The sequence below is a fragment of the Christensenella hongkongensis genome (assembly GCF_000981035.1).
GTDB lineage: Bacteria > Bacillota > Clostridia > Christensenellales > Christensenellaceae > Christensenella > Christensenella hongkongensis.
Window position 1 is genome coordinate 69,011 of sequence record NZ_LAYJ01000131.1, and the last position, 21,473, is coordinate 90,483.

Genomic DNA, 21,473 nt, shown 5'->3' on the forward strand with positions numbered 1-21,473 from the left:
CCCTTTTTTTATATATGGCGCGGGCTTTGCCTGCTTGCAGGCGAACGTTCCAGCAGCGCCGTACAGGAAGGACGGTTGGAATGGATATTCAGTGGTATCCCGGGCACATGACAAAAGCGCGCAGGCAGCTGAAGGATAAATTGAAAATGGTCGATCTGGTGATCGAGGTGCTGGATGCACGTGCGCCCAAAAGCTCGCTGAATCCGGATTTTGACGACGTATTTTCAAACAAGACACGTTTTTATATCCTGAACAAGGCAGACCTTGCTGACGAAAATATCACCAAAAACTGGATTTCGTATTTCAGGGAAAAAGGGATCAGCGCGGTTTCCTTTTCCGCACTCAGGGGAAATACGCAGCAGTTGAAAAAGAGTATCATTGACTGCGCGGAAGGCATTCTGCAAAGGTACAGGGATAAAGGGATGAATAAAACGCTGCGCTGCATGGTAGCGGGTATTCCAAATGTAGGTAAATCTGCGATTTTAAACCGCCTGTCCGGCGAAAAAAAACTGAAAGAAGGCAACAAACCGGGGGTGACAAGGTCCCTGCAATGGGCGAAGATAGACCAGTATCTGGAAATCATGGATACGCCCGGCCTTCTCTGGCCAAAATTCAAGGATCAGAAGACAGGCGCTGTCGTTGCGCTTATTGGCAGCGTGAAGCTCGATATCCTCGACGAAGAATCACTCGCTTTTTACCTGATCGGGCTTTTGAAGGAGACGGCGCCGCGGCTTCTTGCCGAGCGCTATCAGCTCAGCAACCTTGACCGGAATGATTTTGAGATTCTGGAAGATATTTGTAAAGCGCGCGGTTTTCTGCTAAAGGGCGGCGTATATGATACGGAGCGCGGTGCGAAAACAATTCTCGACGAATTTAAAAATGGAAAGCTTGGAAGAATATCGCTGGAAAAGCCGGAGCGTTGCTGATATGGGAAAACGGGAAGAAGCACAAAAAGAAAAGCTTCATATCATGACGGAATATGAACGCGCGCATTGGGCAAACGGACAATTCCTGATTGCGGGCCTTGATGAAGCAGGCAGGGGCCCTCTTGCCGGCCCTGTGGTAGCCGCTTGCGTAATTATGCCAAAAGACGACCTGATTCTTGGCATCGACGATTCAAAAAAAATATCTGAAAAACGCAGGGAAGCGCTCTATGATATAATTATTGAAAAAGCGATTGATTATTCTGTCAGCGTAGTGGATAATAAGATCATAGATGAAATCAATATTTTAAATGCCGCGCGTATGGCGTTTGAAAAGGCGCTTAGCGGGCTGAAAACAGTACCGGATCACGTATATACAGACGCAATGGATATCAAAACGACTCTTCCGTACACCTCGTTGATCAAGGGAGATGCCAGGGTTTATACGATTGCGGCGGCCTCGATTTTGGCGAAGGTAACGAGGGATCGTATCATGCGTGAAATTGATAAAACTTATCCGCAATACCTGTTTGCAAAACACAAGGGATATGGAACAAAAGCGCATTACGATGCGATTCGTGAGTATGGGATACTCGATATCCACCGGAAGACGTTTTTAAAAAAGATATTAGGTGAATAATGGACAAGATGGCTGTAGGAAAGCAGGGCGAGGATTTCACCTGCGCATATCTTGTAAAAAACGGAAAAAAAATTCTTTGCAGGAATTATCGCGCAAAAAAAGGCGAGATCGATATCATTGTGCGCGACGGCGATACGGTCGCTTTTGTGGAAGTCAAGACGCGATCCGGCTCCGCTTATGGAACGCCGGGTGAAGCGGTTACCTATCGCAAGCAGCAAATGATCGTACAGACTGCGCGGTGGTATCTTGCGCAAAACAAGCTGTTTGATATGAATGCCAGATTCGATGTCGCGGAGGTCTATGTACGTACCGGTGGAATGCACATGAATTACATCGAAAATGCGTTTGGAATATAAGGAATATCAATCATAACAATAGGTGAGGCAATGAAGGAACAAAACGAACTGATCGTATGGTTTACAGTACTTGGCGTTATTTTTTTATTTTTGATCGCTTATCTGTATTATGGAAAAAAACGGTATAATCCTTTTGAAAAACCGATGCCGACAGGCCGGTTGTTTGTTATTTTTGCCATATTTGCGGTAGTTATGCGTCTTGCAATGGCTTATAACCTGCCGGGCTATGGTACGGATATGGACTGTTTCCGGGCATGGGCGAACAATGTTTATACCGGCGGCATAGAGAATTTCTATACCGGAGATTTTTTTGCCGATTACCCCCCGATCTATATTTACATCCTCTATTTCTTTGGGTTTATTCGCAATGTGTTCGATTTGGGGCTTGCAAGCCCAATGTATGGTATGCTGCTGCATCTCCCTGCGATTATCTGTGACGTTGCAGGAGCGTACATCGTCTACAGACTTGCCAAACAAAAATTCAGGGCGCCGGTCGCTCTGATGCTGAGCACGTTGTTGCTGCTCAATCCTGCGGTTATGTTTAATTCGAGCGTTTGGGGGCAGATGGACATCATTCTTACGCTGATGCTCGTTTTGACGATCTATTTGCTGGTCAAGGATAAACTCATATGGGCGTCTGTTGCCTTTATTGTTGCGTTTTTGATTAAGCCGCAGGCAATTATGATCCTGCCAATCCTTGGATTTGTATTTATTCGCAATATTATAGTCAGTAAGGATAAAAAGAAAGCCTGGTTCACATTTTTGATATCGCTTGGCATCATGATAGGCTTGTTTTTCCTGATTCCGTTGCCTTTTGGAGCAAATCAGGAACCGCTGTGGCTGGCGAAACAATACCTTAGCACAATAGGGCAATATGACCAGGTAACGCTTAACGCGCTCAATATTTTTGCAATGCTTGGCGAGAACTTTACGCCAGCGAGTATGGTTGTGTTCTTAGGATTGCCGGGTAATGTCTGGGGATTTATCATGATTGCGCTGGTGTGCGTGTATACGCTCTTCCTGTATATCAAAAATTCAAAAAAAGAATTTCTGTTTGCACTCACGGCTTTTTTGCTGATGGGCGTTTTCGCGCTTGGACATGGCATGCATGAGCGCTACCTGTTCCCGGTACCGGTTTTGCTGTTGCTTGCTTTTATCTTTATGAAAGACAAGCGGCTTATATGGTGTACGGTGCTTACGTTTATATCGCTGCTGCTGAACCAAAGCCTGTCGCTTTACTATTATCAGGTGATGATGCCGATGGCGTGGACTGTGGCAGTATCGGCTGTCAATATGGCAATCTTTATCTACACGGGTTATGTGATTACAAGGCTTGCTTTTGGCCCCGTGCGCGAAAAGGCAGGGGATACGGATATTCTTGCGTCAAGCGCTCCAATGGGAGCGTTCGACTGGGAGGAAGACGGCGTGCCGCTTGTTGGGACTGAAGCGGCCGTACAAGAAGAAACGCTTGTTGAAGAAGCCGGCAATGGGGAAACGGAGGCACCTGAAACTTCAAGGGTGGAATTCCAAAAAAAGCTGTATCCGGATGCGGAGTTTGAAGTGTTTGATAAGCCACCCGCGCAGATGCGGCTTGACAGCTTTGAACGGAAAAAGACCTTAACCAAAAAGGATGGATTGCTGATGATCGTAATATCGGCGATTTATGCCGTTGTGGCGTTTACGAACCTTGGTGCGTTCAAAGTGCCTGAAACGCCCGTCCATCTTGACAACACGCAGATTATCGTAGAGTTTGCGCAGGAAGAGCAGATTGCCACAATCGAATATTATGCCGGATATGGAAAAGCTGATTTTATGGTGCTTTCCTCAAAGGATGGCAACTCATATACCCCTGTTGACCTTACGAAGGGGAGCGCGGAAAGCGTAACAGAGGTCAAACACGAGCTCAAAGACCTCTATAAATGGCAAATATATACGACTGATATCAATGCGAAATACATTGCGGTCCGCCCATATGGCGGAGACCTTGATATGCTTGAAATGGCGTTCAAGGACAAAGACGGAAACCTTGTTACGCCACAGAGCGTAACGCCGCCGGAGGCTGCGCCGTTATTTGACGAACAGGAGCTTGTACCGGACGAACCGACTTATATGACGGATTTCTATTTTGACGAAATCTATCATGTGCGCACAGCCTACGAAAATATTCATCAGATCGAGCCTTACGAGATTACGCATCCGCCGCTTGGAAAAATTATTCTTGCTTGCGGGATCGAAATGTTTGGAATGAATCCGTTTGGATGGCGCTTTATGGGGACGCTTACAGGCGTTCTGATGCTGCCGGTGATGTATATCTTTGCGAAAATGCTGCTGAAAAAAACAAAATATGCAGCATTTGCGACGATTTTATTTGCAGCGGACTTTATGCACTTTGCGCAAACGAGGATCGGTACGATAGACAGCTACAGCATCCTGTGGATTATGCTGATGTACCTGTTTATGTATCTGTTTACACAAAGTAACTTCAATAAGGAGAAGCTGTCAAAATCCTTGGTTCCTCTTGCGCTGTCCGGCCTGTTTTTCGGCATCGGCGCGGCGACAAAATGGCTGTGTATGTATGCGGGTGCGGGACTCGCTGTCATATTCTTTATGACGCTCTACAAGCGCTACAAGGAATACCAGTTTGCGAAGGAGTCAAAACTGCCGGATTATAAACCCATTGTACAAAGCTTTAAATGGAATGTACTCATTATGCTTGCATGGTGCGTGCTGTTCTTTATCGTTGTTCCGCTGATTATCTATTTTGCATCGTATTATCCATATACGATCGTCACGCAGGGGAATGCCTATGATTTTTCAAGGATACTGGAAAACCAGTCGTATATGCTCAACTACCACTCTCTGCTTGATCCGGACAAGGTGCATCCGTTTGCTTCCATGTGGTACAGCTGGCCAATGGATGTGCGCCCGGTATTGTTCTTCAATGGACACAACACGGCGAATGGAACAATTTCCACACTGTCTACAATGGGAAATCCGCTTATTTGGTGGACGGGCGTTGTCGCATGTATTTGGCTGATCATCGATTCTGCGCGTGGTAAACATCGCAACTACGGCGTTACCTTTACTGCAATCGCTGCGCTTTCACAGTTTGTGCCGTGGTGGTTTATTGCCCGCGAGGTATTTATTTACCACTATTTTGCGACGGTGCCGTTCCTCATTATATTGATCGTATTCTGGTTACGAAACGTGGAACGTGATTTTAAGTATGGAAAAGAATTCGGCTGGATTTTTGTGACGGCATGTATTGCGATGTTTATTATCTTCTACCCGGTCATCACGGGGATACCATTCAATGCGGAATATGTCACCGGCCTGCGCTGGCTGCAGTCATGGCCTTTCTACGGCTGATTTTTGAGGGGGGTAAGCAAAGTTGCTTGCAAAGGTATTGAGCTTTGGCCTCAAGGGGATTGACGGATATCCGGTGCTGGTGGAAACGGATGTATATAACGGCCTGCCAAGCTACGAACTGGTGGGGTTGCCGGATACAGCCATCAAAGAGTCCAAGGAACGTGTGCGCAGCGCGATCAAAAACTCCGGTTTTGAATATCCGGCAAAGAAAATTACAATTAATCTCGCACCCGCGGACCTCAAAAAGGAAGGCCCGATGTACGACCTTGCAATCGCAGTGGGGCTTCTTGCCGCCAGTGGTCAGGTGAAGAGCGAGCTTTTGAAGTATATGGTGCTGTTTGGAGAATTATCTCTGAACGGCGATGTGCGTGCTGTTAATGGTATTTTGCCAATGGTGATTGAAGCGCGCAAACGTGGATTCAATTTGATGGTGGTGCCGCAGGAAAACGCTCAGGAAGCAAGCTATATTAAGGATATCAGGATATTACCGGTGAAGCACTTAAAGCAGCTTGCGCAAATACTGGACAAAGAAGAAACGCCGGAATTTTATCCGGGCTCGCAGTGGCGCCCGCCGGAGCGCGGGACGAAGCCGGACGTTGATTTTGCAGATATCAGGGGACAGGAAAAAGCGAAACGCGCGGTAGAAATCGCCGCTGCCGGAGGACATAATATACTATTGATCGGTTCACCCGGTTCCGGTAAGAGCATGCTCGCAAAAGCGATACCGGGCATCCTGCCTGATTTTACGTTTGATGAAGCGCTGGAAGTAACAAAGATTCATTCGATTGCGGGCGAACTGCAAAACAACGAAAAACAGATACTTGCAACGCGGCCCTTTCGCAGCCCCCATCATACGGCGTCAGCGATTTCGATTACGGGAGGCGGATCAAAAAGCCGGCCGGGAGAAATTAGCCTTGCTCACAGGGGCGTTCTTTATTTCGACGAGCTTCCGGAGTTTCGGCGGGATATTCTGGAGGCTTTGCGCCAGCCTCTTGAAGATGGGACAATCTCTATTTCGCGGGCAAATATGAAAGTACGTTATCCGGCGGATTTTATGTTTGTTGCATCCATGAATCCGTGCCCATGTGGAAATTTTGGTTCCGACGTGGAGTGCAGGTGCACCACAAACCAAATTTCGCGCTACCTTTCAAAGATATCCGGCCCGCTGCTCGACAGGATTGACCTCCATGTGGAGATGGGAAGGGTACGATACGACCAGATACAGGATCATAGGGTACAGGAATCTTCTGAAACTGTACGCGGCAGGGTGAACAGTGCGCGTGACCGGCAGGTAAAACGGTATCAGGATGTTGGGAAATATTGTAACGCCCAGCTTTCCTCTGCCCAGCTTGGCGAGTACTGCGCAGTGGATAACGACACACAGGCCCTGCTGAAAAGCGCTTTTGAAAAACTGAATCTGAGCGCAAGATCCTACACACGCGTGTTATCGGTCGCGCGGACAATCGCAGATCTTGACGGAAGCAAAAACGTGGGGCCAGCCCATGTTGCGGAGGCAATCCAGTATCGCACGCTCGACCGGAAATACTGGGGTGGAATGTGCGACTGAATCCGGAAGACCGTTTGTTTGAATAAAACGGCTTGTTTCATTTTTGTAAAAAAGATGATACTATATTGTAGTTGATTATAGCGATTTGTCAAAAGGCTGTTGCAGGCTTTTGGCATCAGTTGCCAATGCAAGCGGGTTTATCGTAAGTTTTGCATAATCTGCTTTCTGTTAAATCGCTGTAAAACAGGAATTATAAAAGCAAAGCGGTGGGGCTTATGCAGGATATTACAGAAGAAGAAAAATACTGGCTGTGGCTGGCGTCGGTAGAAGGAATCGGCCCGGTTCGGTTTTATCATGTGTTAAACACATTTACGGACATTAAAAGCGCGTGGGAAAACTGTACGGAAATTACGCGCTGTGTGAAAGGCATCAATGAAAAAATGGGCGCTAAATTATGCGAACGCGCCAATGATGCCTTCATCGAACGTTTTTTGAAGTTTCTTGCACATAAAAACATCAATGTGCTGACTCGTCTTAATCAGGATTATCCAAAAACGCTTGCGGAGATCGAAAATCCGCCGACGGTACTTTACTATAAAGGGACGCTGCCTGATTTTGACGATATGTCCTGCGCGGTAGTGGGTTCGCGCAAGCCGACGAAAAATGGTTTTCAGGCGGCGAAAAATATTTCTATGGAACTTGCGGCGCAGGGAGTCGTTATTGTTTCCGGCATGGCGAGAGGGATCGATACGGCGGCGCATACGGGAGCGCTTGAAGGCGGTGGTAAAACAGTCGCTGTCCTTGGAAGCGGCGTGGACGTCGTGTATCCTGCCGAAAACAGAAAGCTATACGACCAGATCGTTGAATCGGGAGCCGTGATCTCTGAGTTTTTGCCGGGCATGGAGCCTAAGGCCTCTAATTTTCCGCAAAGAAACAGAATTGTGGCAGGATTGTCCAAAGCCCTTATTTCAGGAGAAGGCGGCGAAAAAAGCGGGGCGCGGATCACCGTGGATTTTGCTTTGAAGCAGGGACGTGAAGTATATACGCTTGCCTGTAATTTGAGTTCGCCGGTTGCAAAGCTGCCGCTGTATCTGATGGAATCCGGCGCGCCCGCAGTGCAAAAGGCAACTGAGGTAATGAGCGACCTTGGATGGGAAATCAATCTTGACTGTTTGAAAGAAAAAGATGGAAATAATACGATTAAGCTTGATTTATTGGAAACGCAGATATATAATCTGCTTTTAAAGGAAGATTTAGCTCCAGAGGAAATTTCAGCAGAAACAGGGCGTTCCATGAGGGAAATCAACACACTTCTTACATTAATGGAATTAAGAGGTTTGATCGAGGGGATTCCGGGGGATAAATTTAGAGTTAACAGTTAGTTTACACAAAAGTGCTAACATTATAGTATAATATAGATAATATATTTGGAGGAACGGAATGGCAAAGGAAGCAACGAGCGTTGCAAAAAAGAAGCCTGCCGCAAAAAAGACAGGAAAAACGGCGGCGAAGAAGACGACTGCGGCAGCAAAGAACAATCTTGTGATTGTGGAGTCCCCGGCCAAAGCGAAGACGATTGAGAAATTTCTGGGCAAGGGATATGCGGTGCGCGCATCCAACGGACATTTAAGGGATCTGCCCAAAAGCAAAATCGGGGTGGACGTTGATAATAACTTCGAACCACAGTATACGACGATCAGGGGAAAAGCGCAGTTGATTAAAGCGCTCAAGGACGAGGCGAAAAAGTCGAAAAAGGTATACCTCGCAACCGATCCGGACCGCGAGGGCGAAGCGATTTCGTGGCATATTGCAAATATTCTGGGGCTTGATCCGGCTGAAGTCAGCCGGATTGAGTTTAATGAAATTACAAAAGACGCAGTAACAAGTGCGATCAAAAACCCAAGGAATATTGATATGGACCGTGTGGACGCGCAGCAGGCACGGCGTGTGCTGGACCGTTTGGTGGGTTATAAATTGAGCCCGCTTCTGTGGAAGAAGGTAAAAAAAGGTCTTTCTGCGGGAAGGGTTCAGAGCGTTGCCGTTAAGGTGATCGTTGACCGTGAGAACGAAATCCGTAATTTTAAACCGGAAGAATTCTGGACGATCAGCGCGCTGCTGAAAAAAGACAAGCAGGAATTTGAAGCAAAATATTACGGTGTAAAAGGGAAAAAGGCGGATCTTAAAACCGAAGCCGACGCACAGGCGGTGCTCGACGCGGTGAAGGGCGCTGATTTTATTATCGATAAGGTAAAAAGCGGAACGCGTAAGAAAAATGCACTGCCGCCCTTTACCACAAGCTTTTTGCAGCAGGCTGCGTCCGGCAAGCTTGGATTTACCGCGAAAAAGACGATGATGCTTGCACAGATGCTTTATGAGGGCGTGCCGCTGAAAGGCGGAAATACGGTTGGACTTATCACCTATATGAGAACGGACTCTACGCGTATTTCAGGCGAAGCACAGGCTGCGGCGCTCGATTATGTGAAGCAGACATATGGCGACGAATACGCGCCGGAAAAGCCGAACGTATATCGCGGAAGGAAAAACGCGCAGGACGCGCACGAAGCAATTCGTCCTACTTACATTGAAAATACGCCGGACAGCGTAAAGCAATATCTTACAAATGATCAATATAAGCTGTATAAATTGATTTACACGCGTTTTCTGGCCAGCCAGATGATGCCTGCGCTATTCGAAACGCTGAGCTATGAGATCGGTGCGAACGATCATATTTTCAAGGCAAGCGGCTCCAGGATACTATTCAAGGGCCATCTTGCCGTGTACGACTCCAAGACGGATGACGACGACCAGAAAATGTTGCCAAAGGCAGAAGAAGGGGAGACTCTGGAATGCCTGGGCGTAACGCCAAAGCAAAACTTTACGCAGCCGCCCGCAAGATATACGGAGGCTGCGCTGATCAAATTCCTTGAGGAACGTGGAATCGGCAGACCGAGCACCTACGCTCCCATCATTTCTACCATACAGGACAGAGCTTATGTGCAGAAGGAAGCAAAATCCTTTGTGCCCACAGAGCTTGGTGAAATTGTTACGGACCTGATGGCAAAGAATTTTTCCGATATCGTGGATATTACTTTTACTGCGGATATGGAAGAAAAGCTTGATGGCGTTGAGCAGGAAGGAAACGACTGGAAGAAGGTAATCGGGGATTTCTACGGTCCCTTTGAAAAGGACCTTGAAAACGGCGAAAAAAATATCGAACGGATTCAACTTCCGGAAAAGGTTTCGGATGTGATCTGTGAAAAGTGCGGCGCCAATATGGTTTATAAGACGGGCCGGTTTGGCGAATTTCTTGCGTGTCCGAATTATCCGGAATGCAAAAATACAAAGCCGATTGTAAAACAGATTGATGTGCCGTGTCCAAAGTGCGGCGGCAAGGTTGTAATCAAGCGCGGTGGAAAATCCGGAAAGAGCTTTTATGGCTGTGAAAATTATCCGAATTGTGATTTTGTATCGTGGGATAAGCCTCTTGAGGAAAAATGTCCGGAATGCGGAGCATATATGGTGGAGGCAAAATTCCGTTATGGCGGGAAACCATATAAAAAATGTTCGAATCCGGAATGCGTGACAAACGAGAAAAAGAAAACGAATGCAAAAAAAGAAAGTTAACGTAATAGGAGCCGGGCTTGCGGGATGCGAATGTGCATGGCAGCTCGCGAAGCGGGGGATTCATGTGCGGCTTTACGAGATGAAGCCGAAAAAGAAATCGCCCGCGCACCAGTCGGACAACTTCGCAGAGCTTGTGTGCAGCAATTCCCTGCGATCAGACAGGATTTGTAATGCGGTAGGGCTGTTAAAACAGGAGATGAGGCTGATGGACAGCCTTATTATGCGAATTGCCGATAAAAACAGCGTGGCGGCAGGTGGGGCGCTCGCAGTAAACCGGAAGGATTTTTCCAAAGATATCACGGAAGAGATTACCTCGTGTGAGCTTATTGAGGTTGTGCATGAGGAAGTGACGGATCTTTCTATGTTTGGGGATGAGATTGTGATTGTTGCGAGCGGACCTCTCACGTCGGAAGCGTTATTTTGTGATATCAGCAGGATTACAGGCGAGGAACAGCTCCATTTCTTTGATGCGGCCGCGCCGATTATATCTGCTGACAGCATCAATATGGAACGTGCATTCTTTGCTTCACGGTATGAACACGGCGGAAACGATTATGTGAACTGTCCGATGACGCGTGAGGAATACGAGGCGTTTTATACGGCGCTGGTGGGCGCGGAATGTGCGCAACTCAGGGAATTTGAGCAGAATAGTGTATTTGAAGGGTGTATGCCCATTGAAACGATGGCGGGACGCGGGCATGATACCATGCTGTTTGGGCCGCTAAAGCCAAAAGGACTTTATGATCCGCAGACAGGCAAAGAACCCTTTGCGGTCGTGCAGCTGCGCAGGGAAGATGAAAAAGGCAGTATGTATAATATTGTCGGTTTTCAGACTCATTTGAAATTCCCTGAGCAAAAACGGGTGTTTGGTATGATACCGGCACTTGAAAATGCAGAATTTTTGCGGTATGGCGTGATGCACCGCAATACGTTTTTAAATTCTCCAAGGCTGCTTGACCGGTATTACAGGCTGAAGAAGAACCCTGCTATCCGGTTTGCGGGGCAGATCACCGGAGTTGAGGGGTATATTGAAAGTGCTTCAAGCGGAATGATGGCAGGGATTTTTACTGCGTACGAATTACAGGGGAAACCGCTGCCGCAGTTAGGCGATGACACTGCGTCAGGAGCTCTTGCTGCACATGTTTCGGGAGCGGTTACTTCTAATTTCCAGCCGATGAATATTAATTTTGGCATTATGCAGCCGTTGGGCAAAAAGATAAGGAACAAGGAAGAAAAAAATACGCAGATCGCGCAACGGGCGCTGCGCAACATCGAAGAAGCCGGAATCTGATCCGGCAAAGAAGGAGGACAGTCTTATTATGATGAAGGCAACAACGATACTGGCAGTCAGGAAAGACGGGAATTGTGCAATCGCGGGCGACGGGCAGGTAACGCTTGGCGAAAGCGTAATCATGAAAAACGGGGCGACAAAGGTTCGCCGGATTTATGGAGATAAAGTAGTCATTGGGTTTGCGGGGAGCGTTGCGGACGCGTTCGCACTTTCCGAAAAATTTGAAGCGAAACTGGAAGAGTTTGGCGGCAGCCTGCAACGTGCGGCGGTTGAGCTTGCACAGGAATGGCGTATGGATAAAGCGATGCGCCAGCTGGAAGCGATGCTGATTGCGGCGGATGCGGAAAATCTTTTGATTATTTCCGGTACTGGCGAGGTGATAGAGCCGGATGATGGCGTGTGTGCGATTGGCTCCGGCGGATCGTATGCGCTTGCAGCCGCAAGGGCGCTTATCCAAAATACGGATATGACTGCAAAAGAGATCGCATACCAGGGGCTTAAAATCGCAAGCGAAATATGCGTATATACAAACGACAATATCAGAGTAGAAGAAGTGTAGGTGAAAATATATGTCATTTTTAACGCCAAAGGAAATCGTAACAGAACTCGACAAATATATCATTGGACAGGATAAGGCAAAAAAAGCCGTTGCAATCGCACTGCGGAACCGCTACAGGAGAAGCCAGCTTGACGCGGAGATGCGCGAGGAAATCACGCCGAAAAATATTATCATGATAGGGCCGACCGGCGTTGGCAAAACGGAGATCGCGCGCAGGCTTGCAAAGCTGATGGAGGCTCCGTTCGTCAAGGTGGAGGCGACAAAGTTCACTGAGGTAGGTTATGTAGGACGTGATGTGGAATCCATGGTGCGCGACCTTGTGGAAGCGTCGATCCGTATGGTGAAGCAGCAGCGTTTTGAAACCGTGAAAGACCGTGCGGCGGCGAACACGGAGGACCGCCTTGTAGATATCCTTGTTCCAAATAAGCAGGCACGCCAGAACAGCAATCCTCTGGGGGCCCTTTTCGGAGCGCCGCAGATCGAAGCCGCGCCTTCCGAAACAGACGAAGAAAAGCAAAAACGAATGTCCCGCAGGGATGAGATTCGCCAGAATCTGCGGAATGGAAAGCTCGAAAACCTGATGATCGAAATTGAGGTTGAGGTGAGCTCTGGCATGGGGATGGAAATACCCGGCATGGGCGGGGAGAGTATGGGCGATCTTTTGTCCGGGATTTTACCCACAAAAACGAAAAAACGCAAGGTTAGTATTACAGAGGCAAGGAAAATCCTCGAGCAGGAAGAGGCGGAGAAGCTCATCGATATGGATGAGGTAACCCAAACTGCAATCGACAACGCTGAACAAAACGGTATTATCTTTCTTGATGAGATCGATAAAATTGCCGGAAAAGGCGCGGGTAACGGCCCGGACGTATCGCGCGAGGGCGTACAGAGGGATATCCTGCCGATTGTCGAAGGGAGCACCGTTGTGACCAAATACGGCCCGGTGAAAACTGATTATATGTTGTTTATTGCCGCGGGCGCGTTTCATGTTTCCAAAATATCGGATTTGATTCCTGAGCTGCAGGGGCGTTTCCCGATTAAGGTCGAGCTTGAAAACCTGACAAAAAAGGAATTCGAGCAGATTTTGACGCAGCCTAAGAACGCGATTACAAAGCAATATGAGGCATTGCTTGCCGCTGATGGCGTCAACCTCAAGTTTACGCCTGACGCACTCGCTAAAATTGCGGAAGTGGCGCAGATCGTAAATGAAAGCACAGAAAACATTGGCGCGCGCCGCCTGCATACGATTATGGAGAATTTGCTGGATGACATTTCCTATAATGCCAGTGGAATTGAACCGGCAGTGGATGTTGTAGTGGACGCAAATTATGTAAGCGAACATTTGAAGCAGGAAGAACAGTATACGAATCTGCAGAAGTTCATACTGTAACGACTTTCGGCAGGAGTGCCGTATCTATGATATAATGAGTCAGAGATTATTTCCTGTATGTGCGTTCGGTATGCACGCAGGAATAAAAAAATAGAATAAGTGAAAAGAAGAAAAGAGAAAAGATTTTGGAAAAGACAAAACAGAATACACAAAATACAAGGAAAAGCGGGCCAAGGAAGCAAAACAATACAACGCCCGTGCCTTCGGTGAAAATTATTCCGCTTGGCGGGATCGGTGAAATCGGCAAAAACATGACTGTTATCGAATTTGGAAATGATATCATCGTGATCGACGCAGGAATGATGTTTCCGCGGGAGGAAATGCTGGGCGTTGACTATGTGATTGCCGATACGACCTATTTGCAGAAAAACCTGAATAAAATAAAGGGGATTTTCTTTACGCATGGTCATGAAGACCACATTGGCGGTGTGCCTTATATTTTAAGGTCGGTTAACGTACCGCTTTACGGATCAGGCCTTACGATGGCGCTGATCGAAGCAAAGCTTACGGAGCATCCGGGCGTAGAACCGCAGATCAATGTGATAAAAAGCGGGGATAAGATCAAAGCGGGCGTATTTACGGTTGAATTTATCAATGTCAGCCATTCGATTGACGACGCGATGGGGCTTGCGATTACAACGCCAATCGGCGTATTGGTCCATACGGGCGATTTCAAGATAGACCTTACGCCTGCGTGCGGCGAGGTGATGGAACTGAGCCGGTTTGCAGACCTTGGCAAAAAGGGCGTACTGGCCCTGATGTCGGACAGCACAAACGCAGAGCGTTCCGGGTTTACGATGTCTGAAAGCCAGGTTGGAGAGACCTTTGTCAATTATTTCAGGCAGGCGAAGGGGCGTATTATCGTTGCGTCGTTTGCCTCAAACGTGCACAGGATACAGCAGGTGATCGACGTCGCGAAGATTTTCAACAAAAAAATCTGCCTTTCCGGCAGGAGCATGCTGAAAATCGTAGGAGTTACGCGCGAGCTGGGATACCTTAATGTGGATGACGAAATGCTCGTGGGCTTCGACGAACTGAAAAAGCTGCGGGACAACCAGGTTGTGATCCTCACAACCGGCAGCCAGGGCGAGACGATGTCCGGCCTTGTGCGTATGGCAACGGGGCAACACCCGAAGCTGAGCATTAAGGAAGGCGATCTTGTGATTATATCGGCATCGCCGATCCCGGGGAACGAGCGCTATGTGTCGGATGTTATTAATATGCTCTACCGAAAGGGAGCGAGCGTAATCAACGACGCTGTGGATATGGTCCATGTTTCAGGGCATGCGTGCGAGGAAGAGCTGAAGCTGATGCTTTCGCTCGTGAAACCAAAGTATTTTATTCCGGTACACGGCGAATACAGGCATCTTTACAAGCATGCCGCGCTGGCGGAGAAAATGGGGATTAAAAAGAAGAATATCTTTATTCCCGAGATCGGTTCCGTCATAGAATTAAACCGGAAGATGGGCGTACAAAAGGAGACGGTTGCGTCAGGGAGCGTCCTGATCGACGGTCTTGGCGTAGGCGATGTCGGAAACGTCGTTTTGCGCGACAGGAAACAGCTGTCGTCCGACGGATTGTTTATCGTTGTTGTAACAACGTCTGCAGAGACCGGCGAACTTCTGTCGGCCCCGGATATTGTTTCACGCGGGTTCGTATATATGAAGGAATCGGAAGACCTTCTCGATCACGCAAAAGACCTTGTGATTAACATTGTGGATTCGTGCTTCAAGAGCGGCTCGAGCGACTGGTCTACGCTCAAGGGACTGATTAAAAAAGAATTATCCAATTACCTGTACGACATGACGCAGCGCAGTCCGATGATACTGCCGATTATTATTGAAGTATAAAGGAGCAGATTTGTGATGGTAAATGTTTATGATAAAGCAAATGAGCTTGCGTCTTTGATCAAGCAAAGTGAAGAATATGAGGAATATACGAAGATCAAGGATGAGGTGTACGAAGACGAGCAGAACCAGCGCATGATCAAGGATTATAAAAAACTGCAGTTTGAAGCGCAGGCTGCCTACCTCACAGGGCAGGAGCCGGAGGCGGAGTTGATGAATAAAATCCAGAAAATGGGTGAGGTTTTGCAGTTCAATCCCAAAATCACCGAGTTTTTTTCCGCTGAGTATAAGTTTAATACACTTGTCTCCGATATCTATAAGATCATCGGAGATGCGTGTGACGTTGGCGCAAATATGTTTGAAGAATAAAAACAGGAGACTGGTACGTTGGCAAAAAAGCTGAATCATCTGTATCCCGACGAAAACAACTACATCGATCTTGAGCCGCAAAAAACCGGCAATGGAAAAAAACCGCAAAAAAAGACGCGTTCCGGGTGGAGCAGGATGCGTACGCTTGTGATGTTCCTGATTAGCCTTGCGATTGTGGCCGCCATTGTGTATGGCGTGGTTTCCTACGTGCGCAAGGAATATTTCGATCCGGTAGACAGTGCCGACAGCACTGCGGTTGAGGTAACGATTCCCAAAGGCGCGTCACTCAATAAAATTTCAGATATTTTGTATGACAACGATTTGATCCGTAATAAGCAGGTGTTTAAACTGTATGTGGATTTTTCCGACATGTCCTCAAAGCTGAAGGCAGGAACCTATGAATTATCCAAAAACATGGATTTTGACGACCTGATTTATGCGTTGCAGGAGGGAAAGAGCGATTCCAATGTTGCAAAGGTAAAATTCCTGGAAGGCCTTACGATCGATGATTTCAGCGAAGTTTTGATTGAGAGCGGAATCCTGAAGAACACGACCAGATATCAGGAAATCGCAACCAGCGGCGAGGCTTTCGCGCAGGATTATCCTGTGATTGCGGACGTCATTGCAAAGGAAGCGGAAAAGGAACCCGATCAAAAACGAAAGTACGTATTGGAAGGTTACCTGTTCCCTGACACCTATGAATACTATACGGACGCTTCGGAAGAGGAAATTATCAAGAAGCAGCTCAACCGTTTCAACGAGATTTTCAGCGATGAATATAAAGCGCGTGCCGAGGAGCTTGGTATGACGGTCGACGATGTCGTGACGCTTGCGTCTATCATCGAAAAGGAAGCGAAGCCGGATGATTTTTCCAAGGTTTCCGCCGTTTTCCATAACAGGCTGAATAAGGATGAAACGCTTGGTTCCGACGCCACAATCATGTATGCCCTGGGCCTGAAAAACGTTTATAATATCGGCGATAAGGTAAATACGCCTTCCGCCTATAATACGCGCCAGAACAAAGGATTGCCACCGGGACCGATCGGCAATCCGAGTAAGGCGGCGATTGAAGCGGCCTTGTATCCCTTTGAAGAATATATGCAGGAAGGCGACGAGTACATGTACTTCACGCTGACTGATCCTGCGACAGGCGTGCTGGAGTTCAATAAGACTTTGGAAGAGCATAATGAGGCAGTTGCAAAATACAGGCCTTTGTGGGATGCGGCAGACGCTGCTGCGGGAGTACAGTGAATCGAGATATGAATGACGAAAAAATAGAATTGCTTGCGCCGGCGGGAAATATGGAGTGCCTGAAAACAGCCCTGTATTTTGGCGCCGACGCAGTCTATATGGCGGGACAAAGCTATGGCTTGCGGGCGTTTGCCGATAATTTTTCAGATGAGCAGCTATCAGAAGCCGTACAGCTGACGCATAACGGAAATAAAAAAATATATATTACGGTGAATTCGGTTATGTGGAACCGGGACCTCGACGGGCTTGGCGGTTATCTGCGCTATTTGAGCGAGATAGGAGCCGACGGTGTGATTGTTTCCGATCCGGCGGTAATTGAGCTTGTGCAGCGCGAACAGCTCAGCATACCCATTCACCTGAGCACGCAGGCAAATACGACCAATTATTTGTCTGCTTCTTTTTGGCATCGGCAAGGGGTTAAGCGTATTGTACTGTCGCGCGAGGTGTCGCTTGATGATATTCAAACGATCCGGCAAAATACGCCGGAAGGGTTGGAGCTCGAAGCGTTTGTGCACGGCTCCATGTGCGTCGCGCACTCAGGACGGTGTCTTTTAAGCTCTGTCATGACGGGCAGGAGCGGGAATAAGGGTGCGTGCGCACAGCCTTGCCGCTGGGAATATTACTTGTATGAAAAAGGGTATGACGGACAATATTTTCCAATTATGGAGGATGATCGCGGCACCTATATCATGAATTCGCGCGATCTGATGATGATTGAATATATTCCGCAGCTTGCGGAGGCGGGAATTACTTCGTTTAAAATCGAAGGACGTATGAAATCGGCTTATTATGTCGCATCGGTCGTTCACGCATACAGGCGGGCGTTGGATGCCTATTATGCCCAAAAGGATAACTACGTATTTGATGAGAGCCTGAAAGAAGAGCTTATAAAATCCGCAACACGCGGTTTCACAACAGGCTTTTTCTTTGGGAATCCGCACGAGGCCGCCCAGGATGTTACGCGTGACGTAGACTTGCGTAGATACACGTTTGTTGGCAAAGTGCATGAAAATTTACCGGAAGGGTATCTAAAAGTAGAGCAGCGTAATAAGTTCAGTATTGGCGAAAAACTTGAAATTTTGTCCCCATCTGTGGAAAATGCTTTTTTCACGGTTACACAGATTATGGACATGGACGGAAATATGCAGGACAGCGCCCCGCACCCGCAGCAGATGGTCAGGATAAACTGCCCGTACACGCTGCATGAGGGCGATCTTTTGCGCAGGCATGATTGAAGGAGAAAATATGATCAGATTCGGCCCGGCAGGAAATTCGGAAGCATTTTATAGCGAAGGGCATAAACATACCTATGAAGCGCCGCAGTGGGTACATTCCCTGGGGCTCAACGCCTTTGAATATTCCTTCGGAAGGGGCGTAAAATTGAAGGAAGAGACCGGTGCGAAAATCAGGGAGCAGGCGGAAAAATACGGCGTTGCAATGAGCGTACACGCGCCATACTACATTAATCTTGCAAACGACGCGCCTGAAAAGTTTGAAAAAAACCTGAGTTATTTTCGGGAATCAACGATTGCCGCCGGGTATCTGGGCGCGCAGCGCGTTGTTTTCCATCCCGGTTCATGCGCCAAAATGGATCGCAAGCTTGCATTTTCCAACGTCCAAAAAAATTTAAAATTAATTGTGGACGCCCTTTGGAAGGAAGGCTTCCATGATTTTATTTATTGCGCGGAAACAATGGGTAAAATCAATCAAATTGGCGATCTTGAAGAAATTGGGCTTTTGACGCAAATTTCGGATTGTGTATATCCGGCGATTGATTTTGGACACCTGAATGCGCGCACGTTGGGAGGACTCAGAAGCAAGAAAGACTACATTGCAGTTCTGGACTCCTTGAAAAAGAGTGCAGGAGAAGAAAAAACAAGAAAAATGCACGTGCATTTCTCACATATCCAATATACGGATAAGGGAGAGAAGCTTCATCTGACCTTTGAAGATAAAGAGTGGGGGCCTTTTTTTGAGCCGCTTGCAGAGGTGCTTGCGGAACGAACGGAAATGGAGCCTGTGATCATTTGCGAGTCGAGCGGCACACAGGCATACGATGCGTTAAAAATGAAGCAGCTATATGAGGAGGCAAAATGAACAATCTGATACAGAAAGTAAGGGAATTGGCTAAGGCGGATGCGTATCTGGTTTCTTCTGTTGAAAACGTGGCTTATCTAACCGATTTTACGGGCGATTGCTCGCAGCTTTTGATTACAAAAGACGAGGCGTTGTTTTTTACGGATTTTCGCTATGTGGAACAGGCGCGCATCGAAGTGAAAAATGCGCAGGTCGTCATGACCGGAGGCGGAGACCGCATTACAAAGATGAATGAATACTTAAGGGGGCGCGGCGTCAAAACATTGGGTATCGAAAAAAACAATGTGACGGTCAAGGTTTTTGAAGGATATGAGGCAACCTTTGAACCATATACTTACGTCGATATTTTTGACGATTTACTTACAATGCGTATGATTAAAACACAAAGCGAGCTTGAAAAGATCAAAAAAGCCGCGCGTGCAAACGAGATTGCGCTCGAAGAAATGCTCAACGTCATAAAGCCCGGAATCAGCGAGCTTGACGTAAGAGCGGAGCTTGAATACAGGATGCAGCGTCAGGGCATGGACCTTGCGTTTCCCACGATCGTTGCAGCGGGGGAGAACTCAGCCCAGCCGCACGCAACGCCTTCTTCATACCGCCTGAAAAACGGCGATCTGTTGACGATTGATTTCGGATGCAAATATCAGGGCTATTGTTCAGATATGACAAGGACTTTTGCAATCGGAAATATTGACGCAGAGCAAAAAAAAATATATGATATAGTTAAGAATGCACAAAAAAGCGCTGCAGACGCGGCGGTGATTGGTGCGGATACCGTATTTGTCGATAAGGTAGCGCGCGACATTATTTCAGAGAATGGTTTTGGCGCGTTTTATGACCACGGAACAGGGCACGGCGTTGGAAGGTTTATCCACGAGCTTCCGGTTCTGAATCCACGTTCCAGTATGCTTCTTGAAAAGGATATGGTTTTTACTGTAGAGCCTGGCATCTATGTGCCCGGCGTAGGCGGGGTGCGCATTGAGGATATGCACATCGGCGGCGAGGGAAGCGTATATTCCTTCAGCAGGGATTTGATTACATTGTAACATACGCCGGGAGGCGGTATAAGAGTTTCACAATAAACAGGAGGTAAGGTATTCATGGTTTCAGCCGGAGAATTTAGAAAAGGAATGACAATCGAAATAGACGGGCAGGTTTGGGTAGTTGTAGACTTCCAGCACGTAAAACCCGGAAAGGGCGCTGCGTTTGTCCGTACGAAAATAAAAAATGTGGTGACAGGAAATGTCCTTGAGCGCACATTCAACCCGACAGAGAAATTTCCCAAGGCACATGTGGAAAGAAAGGAAATGCAATACCTCTATACGGATGGTGAGTTGTATCATTTTATGGATACGGAAACTTACGAGCAGCTGCCGCTTAACTTTGATAAGGTGGAGGATGCGCTCCCATATATCACAGAGAATATGAACGTAACGATCAAGTTCTTCAAAGGCGAAGCCTTTTCGGTAGAGCCTCCGAATTTTGTAGAATTGACGATTACGGAGACGGAGCCGGGCTTTAAGGGAGATACGGCAACCGCGGGCAATAAACCTGCAATTATGGAAACCGGTGCAAAAATTATGGTCCCGCTGTTTATAGATACAGGGGATAAAATCCGTATTGATACCCGCACGGGCGAATATATGGAGAGGGTATAGGTCTTTTTTAATAAAAATGTTATTTGTATTTCAGATGGGGTATAAATGCAATATATAAAAAAGAAACCGGAGGTACATTCTAATGGCAGATACAAAATTAACCACGCAGGATACAGCAATTAAAAAAGAAAGCAACGGCACGATTACCTTTGCAAATGAGGTGATTGCAACGATTGCAGGACTTGCTGCAGTTGATATTCCCGGCGTTGCAGGCATGAGCGGCGGATTCGTGGACGGAGTCACAGAGCTACTCGGAAGGAAAAACCTTTCCAAAGGCATCAGAGTTGAGGTGGGATCGGAAGAGGTCGCGGTAGATATTGCAATCATTGTTGATTATGGCACGCCTGTTCCGGAAATTGCCCAGAACATTCAGATGGCCGTCATGAAGGCTGTTGAAACAATGACCGGTCTTAAGGTTGTAGAAGTAAACATCAGCATTCAGGGAATTAAGTTCAAAGAGACTTCCCGTAAAGAGCAAAAGGAAGAAAAACCAGAGAAAGAAACCAGCAGAGTAAAGTAAATTCGGATAAAATAGCGTGAGTATATAGAAATGCCCGGTCTGTTTATGTCTACGGCCGGGTATTTCAATAGC

18 protein-coding genes are annotated in these 21,473 nt (G+C 47.4%); all 18 read left to right on the forward strand.

Translation table 11 applies throughout. The annotated features are described in order from the left end of the window. Positions 1-80 precede the first annotated feature (80 nt). The gene (gene ylqF, locus CHK_RS13865) at positions 81-926 is read left to right on the forward strand and encodes a ribosome biogenesis GTPase YlqF (RefSeq protein ID WP_046444668.1); all 846 of its coding nucleotides are present in this window, start codon (positions 81-83) and stop codon (positions 924-926) included. Between the two features lies 1 nt (position 927). After that, a complete protein-coding gene (locus CHK_RS13870) occupies positions 928-1,563 on the forward strand; it encodes a ribonuclease HII (protein WP_052740618.1) in 636 nt (211 codons plus the stop codon). Then, on the forward strand, positions 1,563-1,919 hold the full coding sequence (locus tag CHK_RS13875; RefSeq protein WP_046444670.1) for a YraN family protein: 357 nt from the start codon (positions 1,563-1,565) through the stop codon (positions 1,917-1,919). Before CHK_RS13870 ends, CHK_RS13875 begins: the two co-directional genes overlap by 1 nt. A gap of 30 nt (positions 1,920-1,949) precedes the next feature. Continuing rightward, the gene (locus CHK_RS13880) at positions 1,950-5,288 is read left to right on the forward strand and encodes a glycosyltransferase family 39 protein (protein ID WP_046444671.1); all 3,339 of its coding nucleotides are present in this window, start codon (positions 1,950-1,952) and stop codon (positions 5,286-5,288) included. Between the two features lie 22 nt (positions 5,289-5,310). Further along, the gene (locus tag CHK_RS13885; RefSeq protein WP_046444672.1) at positions 5,311-6,855 is read left to right on the forward strand and encodes a YifB family Mg chelatase-like AAA ATPase; all 1,545 of its coding nucleotides are present in this window, start codon (positions 5,311-5,313) and stop codon (positions 6,853-6,855) included. 215 nt (positions 6,856-7,070) lie between these two features. Continuing rightward, on the forward strand, positions 7,071-8,177 hold the full coding sequence (gene dprA / locus CHK_RS13890) for a DNA-processing protein DprA (protein ID WP_046444673.1): 1,107 nt from the start codon (positions 7,071-7,073) through the stop codon (positions 8,175-8,177). Between the two features lie 58 nt (positions 8,178-8,235). After that, the gene (gene topA / locus CHK_RS13895; protein WP_082103582.1) at positions 8,236-10,419 is read left to right on the forward strand and encodes a type I DNA topoisomerase; all 2,184 of its coding nucleotides are present in this window, start codon (positions 8,236-8,238) and stop codon (positions 10,417-10,419) included. Then, positions 10,400-11,710, forward strand: coding sequence for a methylenetetrahydrofolate--tRNA-(uracil(54)-C(5))-methyltransferase (FADH(2)-oxidizing) TrmFO (trmFO, locus tag CHK_RS13900; RefSeq protein WP_046444674.1), 1,311 nt, complete (start codon positions 10,400-10,402; stop codon positions 11,708-11,710). The genes topA and trmFO overlap by 20 nt, the downstream gene beginning before the upstream one ends. A 28-nt stretch (positions 11,711-11,738) precedes the next feature. Beyond that, positions 11,739-12,269, forward strand: coding sequence for an ATP-dependent protease subunit HslV (gene hslV / locus CHK_RS13905; RefSeq protein WP_046444675.1), 531 nt, complete (start codon positions 11,739-11,741; stop codon positions 12,267-12,269). Between the two features lie 10 nt (positions 12,270-12,279). Continuing rightward, a complete protein-coding gene (gene hslU / locus CHK_RS13910) occupies positions 12,280-13,659 on the forward strand; it encodes an ATP-dependent protease ATPase subunit HslU (RefSeq protein WP_046444676.1) in 1,380 nt (459 codons plus the stop codon). Between the two features lie 197 nt (positions 13,660-13,856). After that, entirely contained in the window at positions 13,857-15,509 is a 1,653-nt protein-coding gene (locus CHK_RS13915; protein ID WP_046444719.1) for a ribonuclease J, read from the forward strand. 15 nt (positions 15,510-15,524) lie between these two features. Then, positions 15,525-15,875 carry a YlbF/YmcA family competence regulator gene (locus CHK_RS13920; RefSeq protein ID WP_046444677.1) on the forward strand — a complete coding sequence of 117 codons (351 nt, stop codon included), beginning with the start codon at positions 15,525-15,527 and terminating at the stop codon, positions 15,873-15,875. Positions 15,876-15,893: 18 nt separating this feature from the next. Beyond that, positions 15,894-17,126, forward strand: coding sequence for an endolytic transglycosylase MltG (gene mltG / locus CHK_RS13925; RefSeq protein ID WP_046444678.1), 1,233 nt, complete (start codon positions 15,894-15,896; stop codon positions 17,124-17,126). An 8-nt stretch (positions 17,127-17,134) separates the two neighbouring features. After that, the gene (locus CHK_RS13930) at positions 17,135-18,361 is read left to right on the forward strand and encodes a peptidase U32 family protein (protein ID WP_046444679.1); all 1,227 of its coding nucleotides are present in this window, start codon (positions 17,135-17,137) and stop codon (positions 18,359-18,361) included. Between the two features lie 10 nt (positions 18,362-18,371). Next, positions 18,372-19,223: a TIM barrel protein gene (locus tag CHK_RS13935; RefSeq protein WP_046444720.1), complete on the forward strand. Its 852-nt coding sequence runs from the start codon at positions 18,372-18,374 to the stop codon at positions 19,221-19,223. Then, on the forward strand, positions 19,220-20,269 hold the full coding sequence (locus CHK_RS13940) for a M24 family metallopeptidase (protein WP_046444680.1): 1,050 nt from the start codon (positions 19,220-19,222) through the stop codon (positions 20,267-20,269). Before CHK_RS13935 ends, CHK_RS13940 begins: the two co-directional genes overlap by 4 nt. 54 nt (positions 20,270-20,323) lie before the next feature. Further along, positions 20,324-20,881, forward strand: coding sequence for an elongation factor P (efp, locus tag CHK_RS13945; RefSeq protein WP_046444681.1), 558 nt, complete (start codon positions 20,324-20,326; stop codon positions 20,879-20,881). 82 nt (positions 20,882-20,963) lie between these two features. Beyond that, on the forward strand, positions 20,964-21,401 hold the full coding sequence (locus CHK_RS13950; protein ID WP_046444682.1) for an Asp23/Gls24 family envelope stress response protein: 438 nt from the start codon (positions 20,964-20,966) through the stop codon (positions 21,399-21,401). The last annotated feature ends 72 nt before the right edge of the window (positions 21,402-21,473 follow it).